The sequence below is a fragment of the Glaciecola sp. 1036 genome (genome assembly GCF_050306235.1).
GTDB lineage: Bacteria > Pseudomonadota > Gammaproteobacteria > Enterobacterales > Alteromonadaceae > Glaciecola.
In genome coordinates, this window is the sequence record NZ_JBLWFH010000005.1 from 304586 (window position 1) to 313464 (window position 8879).

10 protein-coding genes are annotated in these 8879 nt (G+C 40.3%); 7 read left to right on the top strand and 3 right to left on the bottom strand.

Translation table 11 applies throughout. The features are described 5' to 3' along the window. Nucleotides 1–71 precede the first annotated feature (71 nt). Both hemH and ACNKW3_RS09960 read left to right on the top strand, forming a co-directional pair. A complete protein-coding gene (gene hemH, locus ACNKW3_RS09955; protein ID WP_427399144.1) occupies nucleotides 72–1151 on the top strand; it encodes a ferrochelatase in 1080 nt (359 codons plus the stop codon). Next, the gene (locus ACNKW3_RS09960; RefSeq protein WP_427399145.1) at nucleotides 1148–1606 is read left to right on the top strand and encodes a DUF4112 domain-containing protein; all 459 of its coding nucleotides are present in this window, start codon (nucleotides 1148–1150) and stop codon (nucleotides 1604–1606) included. The genes hemH and ACNKW3_RS09960 overlap by 4 nt, the downstream gene beginning before the upstream one ends. Here the strand turns inward: ACNKW3_RS09960 and ACNKW3_RS09965 are convergent. Beyond that, nucleotides 1591–1956 carry a DUF2237 family protein gene (locus ACNKW3_RS09965; protein ID WP_427399146.1) on the bottom strand — a complete coding sequence of 122 codons (366 nt, stop codon included), beginning with the start codon at nucleotides 1954–1956 and terminating at the stop codon, nucleotides 1591–1593. The genes ACNKW3_RS09960 and ACNKW3_RS09965 overlap by 16 nt on opposite strands. Before the next feature lie 52 nt (nucleotides 1957–2008). On the opposite strand from ACNKW3_RS09965, the gene ubiG reads away from it, so the two are divergent. From ubiG to ACNKW3_RS09980, 3 genes are all read left to right on the top strand, one after another. Beyond that, complete coding sequence (ubiG, locus tag ACNKW3_RS09970; protein ID WP_427399147.1) at nucleotides 2009–2788, top strand: bifunctional 2-polyprenyl-6-hydroxyphenol methylase/3-demethylubiquinol 3-O-methyltransferase UbiG; 780 nt, start codon at nucleotides 2009–2011, stop codon at nucleotides 2786–2788. 191 nt (nucleotides 2789–2979) lie between these two features. After that, the gene (locus ACNKW3_RS09975; protein WP_427399148.1) at nucleotides 2980–4059 is read left to right on the top strand and encodes an adenylate/guanylate cyclase domain-containing protein; all 1080 of its coding nucleotides are present in this window, start codon (nucleotides 2980–2982) and stop codon (nucleotides 4057–4059) included. An 88-nt stretch (nucleotides 4060–4147) separates the two neighbouring features. Next, a complete protein-coding gene (locus tag ACNKW3_RS09980; RefSeq protein WP_427399149.1) occupies nucleotides 4148–4756 on the top strand; it encodes a glutathione S-transferase family protein in 609 nt (202 codons plus the stop codon). Nucleotides 4757–4781: 25 nt separating this feature from the next. Here ACNKW3_RS09980 and ACNKW3_RS09985 read toward each other — a convergent pair whose 3' ends face one another. Beyond that, nucleotides 4782–5411: a gluconate 2-dehydrogenase subunit 3 family protein gene (locus tag ACNKW3_RS09985; RefSeq protein WP_427399150.1), complete on the bottom strand. Its 630-nt coding sequence runs from the start codon at nucleotides 5409–5411 to the stop codon at nucleotides 4782–4784. Further along, nucleotides 5408–7090 carry a GMC oxidoreductase gene (locus tag ACNKW3_RS09990; protein ID WP_427399151.1) on the bottom strand — a complete coding sequence of 561 codons (1683 nt, stop codon included), beginning with the start codon at nucleotides 7088–7090 and terminating at the stop codon, nucleotides 5408–5410. The genes ACNKW3_RS09985 and ACNKW3_RS09990 overlap by 4 nt, the downstream gene beginning before the upstream one ends. A gap of 227 nt (nucleotides 7091–7317) precedes the next feature. On the opposite strand from ACNKW3_RS09990, the gene ACNKW3_RS09995 reads away from it, so the two are divergent. Both ACNKW3_RS09995 and ACNKW3_RS10000 read left to right on the top strand, forming a co-directional pair. Beyond that, the gene (locus ACNKW3_RS09995) at nucleotides 7318–8187 is read left to right on the top strand and encodes an AraC family transcriptional regulator (RefSeq protein ID WP_427399152.1); all 870 of its coding nucleotides are present in this window, start codon (nucleotides 7318–7320) and stop codon (nucleotides 8185–8187) included. A 113-nt stretch (nucleotides 8188–8300) separates the two neighbouring features. Further along, nucleotides 8301–8720, top strand: coding sequence for a hypothetical protein (locus ACNKW3_RS10000; RefSeq protein WP_427399153.1), 420 nt, complete (start codon nucleotides 8301–8303; stop codon nucleotides 8718–8720). The last annotated feature ends 159 nt before the right edge of the window (nucleotides 8721–8879 follow it).

Consider the following 8879-nt stretch of genomic DNA (forward strand, 5'->3'; position numbering starts at 1 on the left):
TGTTAAGTTGGCATTTGGTCTTAGTGCCAACTTTTTCGTATAACAAGCTAATTAACTAAAAATCATTACTTATGAAGTTTAAGGCGCAGACAGCATTTACTCATCAACAGCGGGATAAGTTAGGTGTTCTGATTACCAACTTAGGCACACCTGAAGCACCTACTGCTCAGGCGTTAAAACCTTATTTAAAACAATTTTTATCTGATCCTAGAGTGGTTGAAGTTCCTAAATTAATTTGGTGGTTCATTTTAAATGGCATCATATTGAATATTCGACCTAAGCGATCAGCAAAAGCCTATGAAACTGTGTGGACGGATGAAGGATCACCCTTATTAACTCATACCAAGGCGCAAGCTACTGCAATAGATAATAAGCTTAAGGCAGAATTTGGCGATCAGGTAGTGGTAGATTTTGCTATGCGCTATGGTCAACCTTCGGTGACATCCGCAATAGACAAAATGCTAAACTCAGGGGTTAGAAAATTATTGGTATTGCCTTTGTATCCTCAATATTGTGCTTCAACTACAGCGTCCACCTTTGACGCTGTTGCAGAAGATTTTACTCAGCGCCGATGGATACCTGAATTACGTTTTATTAATCAATATCATGATAATCCCAGCTACATTAAATGCGTAGCCGACAAAATTAGAGCGCATCGAGAAGTCCATGGAAACGCAGATAAGCTCGTTTTTTCTTATCATGGCATTCCAAAACGTTATTTGCTTAATGGCGACCCTTATCATTGTCAATGTTACAAAACGTCTCGCCTTATTGCGACCGAACTAGGCTTATCAGAAGACGAGTATTTAACCAGCTTTCAATCAAGATTTGGTCGCGAAGAATGGTTGAAACCATACACCGATGAAACCTTAAAGTCGCTACCTGCAAAGGGTGTGAAAAGTGTACAAATTGTTTGCCCAGGCTTTTCATCTGATTGTTTGGAAACTATAGAAGAAATTGGCGAAGAAAACCGAGAGTATTTTCTGCATAGTGGTGGTGAAAGTTATCAATACATAGCCGCTCTAAATAGTGATGAACAACACATCGATATGCTGGTTGGATTAGTTAAAGAGAATATTGCTGGCTGGCAGATAGAACAAGACACGACACAAAGAGCGCAACTTGCAAAAGCTTTGGGTGCAGATAAATGAGTGAGCAAAAAGACCAAGATTCTTACGAATTTCGTGCGCCAAAAGAACTACTTAAAGCCCAGTCTTTAGCCAACTTGTTAGATTATTCTGTACGCATTCCAATTATTAACTTCCACATTGGTTTGGATTCTTTAATAGGGCTAATTCCAGGTGTTGGGGATGGCTTGATGATGTTACTTTCTCTACGCATCATTTGGTTAGCGCGTAAAATGAATGTACCTAAACCTCTGATCTCAGTTATGTTACGCAATACTGTTATCGACTTTGCTCTGGGCTTGATTCCTATAGTGGGTGATATTGCAGATATGGTATTTAAAGCTAACATTCGAAATGTGCGCATAATGGAGAAATATTGGGTATCGCAAAATAAAGATGCCATTGATGCCATGTCGGCGAAAAAATTACAACAATGGGAAGAACAACAAGAAAAACTCGACTCTCACACCGATGGGTAAGCATGTTTTTCTAAATCTTCTAACTTGACCAATTCTAGGGCTTTACTATTGGTTGCCGCGAGAATCACAGGTGGTGCTACTCCTGCGACCAATGCTTGCTGCCATCGACTGGCACATAAACACCAGCGATCGCCAGGCTTTAATCCAGGAAATGAATATTGGGGCATAGGTGTGATAAGATCATTGCCCATAGATTTTGAATAATTGAGAAATTCTGTTGTCATAATTGCACAAACACTGTGGTTGCCAAAATCGCCATCAGGAACATAACAGAATCCTTCACGCGTAAAACCTGTATTTCCACAACAAAGGAGCAGAGGATTACCATAAACATTGGTCGCATTGGCCATAATGGACTCCAATTATTAAACGTAAAGAAGTGAACGCTTTATAAGGTATACGATGTTAGATAAAAGTGAGCTTAAATCAGTTACCAGTCAAGATACAACCCTTTCATCCGAGGAAATCGCAAGATTTGATCGCATGGCCGAGCAATGGTGGGATCCCAATGGGGATTATAAGATGGCATTGCTATTTAACGAGGCAAGGGTAGCGTATTTTGTTGAGACTATATGCAGCCATTTTAAACGCAGTGCGAGTGCCCGAAATTGTCTTTCTGGATTGAACATTTTGGATTTAGGCTGTGGTGGAGGCTTAGTCAGTGAGGCTTTGGCGCTCAAGGGAGCAAAAGTTGTCGGTATTGATGCCAGCCAAACCAGCGTTGAGGTAGCTAAACGTCATGCGGTGAAATCGGGCGTTTCTGTGGATTATCGCCATCAGACCTCCAAGCAATTAGTTGATGCCCGAGAAAGCTTTGATGTTGTAATCAATGCTGAAGTTATCGAACACGTTCCCGATCAAAAAACCTTAGTCAAACACTGTGCTTATCTTACCAGAGTGGGGGGACTAACAATTCTTGCGACTTTGAATCGAACAGTTAAATCCTATTTTTTTGGCATCATTGGTGCTGAATATATTATGCGATACTTGCCTGTGGGAACGCACTCTTGGGGCCTTTTTGTCACGCCTCTTGAACTTAATAGTTGGGCCTCTATGAGTCGTCTTCAGTTAATTGAAGAAAAGGGTATGAGTTACAACATGTTTACCAAATCGTGGAAACTGAACGCGAATTTAAGTGTTAACTATGTGCAGGTGTATAAAAAGCTACCACCGCAAAACTAAGGTTTATTCTTAACTCGAATAAATTCCTCGGAGGTATTTGAAATTTTAGCGAAAAATAAAGCTTATGCGCTAAAGCAAATAGGTGTTTTTACCGATGAATCTATACATTGATAGGCGTCTTTCGTCTTTATCACTGAGCCCGATACTGCGGCGTAGAATAATCAATAAAATTGTCTGTTTTGGAATATTGAATGCTATATGACCTCATAGCCGTTCTTAACTTGATCTTAATACTAGTGCTGGTTGCTTTAGTATTATTTAGGGATCGTCAAATTCAAAACAAGAAAACGCGCCACATCAAACAACAAAGTGAGAAGAGCTGGCCTAGCCACACCAATTTAGACTCCCAAGCATTGGATAATCGTTTGCTTAAGCAGGCGGATGATGCGGTAAAATTTACCCAAACCTTTCAAAAGTTTGTGCCCAAACAATTTTTAGCCCATTTTACTCGCAGTGGATTTGATTCTATTCAACTAGGTCAGGCGATTGAAGCTGACGTGTCGATACTTTTTTGTGATATCCGAGGTTTTACTACCTTAGCTGAAAAGATGCCCCCGAAAGATTTAATTACCTTCTTGAATTCTTATTTTTATCGTATGAATGATCCTATTCACGAAAACGGTGGTTTCATCGATAAATTTATTGGTGATGCCATTATGGCATTATTTGACCGACCGGATAGCGAGCAAGCCAATAATGCTTATGATGCTATTAAAGCTTCTTCTGAGCTTTATCGCGCGTTAGAGTTGTATAATAGTCATCGTAAAAAGACAGGGTACGATCCTGTAAGAATTGGCGTTGGCGTACATCATGGGTCTGTGGTAATTGGTACTGTTGGCTCTGAAGATCGCATGGATACAACGGTAATTGGAGATGCAGTTAACGTAGCAGAAAGGGTGGAAAAACTCAGCGCCGTCTATGAAGTCGATATTTTGGTTACTGACGATCTACTTGAGCGTGCTTTAGAAAAAGGTCGTTTCGCCTACCGCTTTGTTGATCGCCTTAAAGTCAGAGGCCGTGAAAAGTCATTAGATGTGTATGAAATCTTGGAACACCTAGCATCTGATGTTATTCAGCAAAAGCTTGAAGTCGCCAGATTAATTCAATCGGGTGTAAAACATAGACTAAAATCTGAATGGGATTTGGCAATAAAGGAATTTGAGCAGGCAATTTCTATGAACCCTGATGACAGATTAGCCTTTTATCATCTTAAACGGTGTATAGAAATTAAAAATTCTCACATTGAAATGGCAGATATAAACACACTCTAGTAATTATCCATTATTCAAATTCAAAATAGGCAGTTCGGTAAAATTCTGCCACACTTAGCTCAAACTGCGTTAATAAGAGCTAAAGCAAATGCGAATTTTTGATACCAAAACAGCCCCTACACCTCGTCGAGTTAGAATTTTCCTAGCAGAAAAAGGCATCGAAATGGAATACGTGCAGATTGATTTGCAGAAGGGCGAAAACTTATCCCCAGAAATGCGTGCTAAAAATCCTATCGGTAAAATTCCAGTATTAGAACTGGATGATGGAACCTGTATCAGTGAAAGCGATGCCATTTGTACTTATTTTGAAGCCTTGCATCCTGAACCTCCCTTAATGGGGCGCACACCTTTGGAAAAAGGCGTTATTGCACAATGGGCTCGACAAGTAGAATTTGGTTTATTTATGCAAGTCGGAATGTGTTTTCAACACTCTACTGGATATTTTAAAGACCGTATGAATCCGATTCCAGAATGGGGCGCTGAAGCCGGAAAAAATGCCAGTAAATTCCTGCATTTATTGAACAAACGACTAGCCACACTAGACTATGTAGCAGGAGATAGTTTCAGTATCGCGGATATTACGGCTTTATGTGCCATAGATTTTGCGCGGGTGGTGAATATTCGAATAGATGAAAAGCAGACCGCTTTGCAACAGTGGTACAATAAAGTCAGTAGCAGGCCTTCAGCGAAAGCCTGATACTGCTAGAGTGCGCTGGAATTAATCAGGATAAAGACCAGGCTCGGGTTGATGCCGTCATTTGCATATCTTCGTAATTTCCAGGTACTTGATCGTAAGCAAGTACCTTTTCACCTACTAGTTGTGAATTCACATAGGCTTCAAGCACAATTGAGCGCAAGTTAAACAAAAAGCTATACAGATAATATTGGTCATCCTTCTTAGCTTCTTTGTTTTGTCCATTAATAAGCCATAGCATTTGTTCTTGCAGTTTAGCTGGCAAATTGTACATGCTGTAAACAATCTCTGTTTGTTGTTTATTCGACAAACTCACAAAATTGCTATTCAGATTTTTTTCACAATAGGCATCAAATACCTGCATGCCTTTTTTAAACTTCTGTTGCTCATCTTCATCTAACAGTTTGGCGAACAGCATATCTAAAAACGGAATTGTCGCTACTGCTTCCGCCCCAGGAACATCCTTTGAAGATGGTATAATGACATGACTAATTTGTTCCAACATATGTGCTTGTTCAGAGCTTAAATACTGCCACTCTCTAACATTATTAGACTGTGCATAAGCGGTGTTTAGCATGCCTATAATACTTGAAGAAGAAATAACAAGACCAGAACCTAAAGCGATAGATTTTAACGCCTGTCTACGAGTCATATTCATAGTTTATTCTCCTTTATGAGGTTGGCAGCGTAATTTGCGGCTCGCGCCGTAAACGCCATATAAGTCAAGGAAGGATTCTGGCAAGCAGCCGAGGTCATGAAAGCGCCATCAGTGACAAATACATTGGGTACTTCGTGCACCTGATTATAACCATTTAGCACTGATGTTTTAGGATCTCGGCCCATGCGAGCTGTGCCCATTTCATGAATACCAAGACCAATGCCATAGCTGTTTTCAAAAGTATGCACATTTTTATATCCGGCTCGCTCGAATATCTTCTTAGCTTGTACCTTCATATCTTCGCGCATGGCAAGTTCGTTTTTCTGCAGTTCAGCAGAGAAGGTAATGGTCGGAATACCCCATTTATCGCGTTTATCAAAGTTAAGGCGCATATGGTTTTTGTGATTTGGTAAAATCTCACCAAATGCCATCATACCAATTCGCCATTTACCAGGTTTGGTGATCTTGTCTTTAAGAGGTTCGCCGACAGATAATTCACGCACTGCTGTAGTCCAGTTTTCACGGTTAGCAGAACCTTGGAAACCATAACCACGAACAAAATCTTTTGCTTGAGACTCTTCATCCATATTTCTAAATCTAGGAATGTAAAAGCCATTTGCTCGTCGACCTTTATAGAACATATCATCAAAGCCATCGACTTCAGCAGAAGCGCCTATGCCGAGGTGATGGTCCATAATATTGTGACCTAGCTCACCAGAATCATTGCCAAGCCCGTTAGGAAAACGCTCAGAAACAGAATTCAAGAGAATAGACGCTGACGCCAATGCAGACGCACAACTGAATATGACTTTGGCAAACACTTGAGATTTTTCCATAGTCTCAGCGTCGATAATATTTACCCCAATGGCACGTTTTTTATCATCATCGTAGATAATGGAGTGCACAATAGCATTGTTGCGAATTTCGCAATTTCCGGTCGCTAAAGCGGCAGGGAGTGTTGATGATAGGCTACTAAAATATCCCCCAAACGGACATCCAGCACTGCATCTATTGCGGTACTGACACTTATTTCGCCCTTTGAAAGGTGTATTGTCAGTGATATGTGCGGTGCGACCTATGGTTAATAGATAGTTGTTACCCCATGTGGCCATTTTATTTTGCAAGTCTCTTTCGACCGCGTTGAGATGCATAGGGGCTAAGAACTTTCCATCGGGTATTTGGGCGATGCCTAAATTTTCTCCTGAAACACCAATAAAACTCTCTACTTTGTCATACCAAGGCTTGATATCCGCATAGCGTACTGGCCAATCGACGCCAATATTTTCTTTTTTATTCGCTTCGAAATCTAAATCACCCAAGCGATAGCTTTGGCGTCCCCAGGTAATAGAACGGCCACCTGTGTGGTAACCTCGCATCCAATCAAAGCGTTTGTCTTCGTAATAAGGATGTTCTTTATCATTTACGAACCAATGGGACATAGACGGACTGGTAGTATACCCAGTGCGGTTTTGTTTGAATTGATTTTCTAGTGCTTCTGGTGAAGGGCGTCCTTTTAATTCAAAGTCCCATGGATCCATCCACATGGTTTTATAGTCTTTGATATGCTCAATGTTGCGACCTCTTTCCAGCACTAAGGTCTTTAATCCATTTTCGCTGAGCTCCTTTGCTGCCCAACCGCCAGAAATGCCACTGCCAATTACTATTGCATCATAGGCCATAAATTATCTCGCTGTTATTATCTTTTTATAAACGATTGGCGCATTATGCCAGCACGTCTTTGTTAACATCAATTTAAAGTTTCACCTAATAATACTCGCTATTGAATATGTTGCGATTGTTAAAAATGACAACGCGGTTTTAAAAATTCGCAATTTTTGTCAAGTTTAGTGCGTTTCATTGTTTTACTATTGGTTTATTGTTAGAAAACGCAAAGCCTTGTTGTGAGATGTATAAACTAAAAATCCAGAAAGCCCTGTTATTTGCAGAACAGAATCTTGATCAGCCATTAGGGTTAGAACAACTAGCTCTACAAGCGGGTATTTCTAAATATCATTTTCACCGTCTAAGTGCTGACTTTCTGGGAATTTCCAGTGTGCAACTCATAAAGTTGCTACGGATAAAAAGAGCGGCGTTTCAACTAGCGTATCGCAAACACATAAGTATAACGGACATAGCCTATACGGCGGGGTTTCAATCTCCTGAAACTTTTAGCCGTGGGTTTAAGCAGATTTTTAACATATCTCCCTCTTCGTTTAGAAAGGCACCAGATTGGTCTCGTTGGGAGTCGTTTGAAGAGCAATTGATCAACATTCAAGTGAAATTAGAGGAAACGAAAATGGATACGCAAAATTACGATGTAGAATTGGTGGAGCTTCCTAATATCCCGATTGCAGTCATCAGTCATCGCGAAAGTCCGAATCAAATTAGTAAGACCATTGGTCAATTTATCGCATGGCGCAAACAAGTGGGGTTACCACCTACACGAAGTAGAACCTTTAATTTATTTTATAACGACCCTAATGAAGTGCCGGAGAATGAATATCGCTTGGACATTGGCTGCCAAATTCCTGTTGGAACTGAAATTGAGTCTGACTTTATTAGTCAATCAAAAATTCCAAAAGGACGATATGCAAAATTACGAGTAAAGGGAGCTGATCATGGGCTAGCATCGGCAATTCACTATTTATATAACCAATGGTGGCCGACTACAGAGTATAACTTAAAAGATATGCCCTTATTGGTAGAGCGCGTAGTGTTCTATCCAGATGTTCTCGCAGTTGATGCTATTACGGATATCTTTTTGCCCTTAGCTTAACCTTGGAATATTATTTCCCGTTAGTTAATTTTACACTGTGAATAAAATGCTCAATAAATCAGTGACTCAGACGTTAACTTAGATACACTAAGCTCGATTATCGAAAGTTACCATTGACTAGCATTAAAACCATTCCTAAATCTCAAGCACCCGCTGTACAGAACATTTTGCAGCGAATGCCAAAAGAAGTTGCAGACAGCTTTACAGAGGAACAGCTGAATCACTTGCATGCAGCTTTAGGGGTACGTAGCTGGAAAAAACATGCGGTAGATCTTCGGTTCTCATTTGCGATACCGCTAACGCGAGCACGTTACTATTGTGTTTTCCTTTTAGGTAAAAACCGTCGAGAACTTTCCAGACGAGAAGCACGTATCTCTGCAATTACTACTGCACTACTGGTAACGCTTTTTATCACCGCCTGTACTCTGTTTGGCTTGTTAGTCTTGTATCTAATCAAATCGGCTCTGGGGATAAATTTGATAGAAGGATATTCGACAGGTATTTGGGATTGGTTCAAAGAGACTTTTTTATAAAAATCTCTTTGAAATGTTGTCAGATTTCGCAAATTTAAGGTCTACTTTGTTCTTAAACCGGAAGTAAGCAACAAATAGTTAACTACGAAGAATCGTCATCGTGTATATGGACTCCCTTTTCAGATCAAGGATTATTTGGACATTTTTAGGAAGAATGCA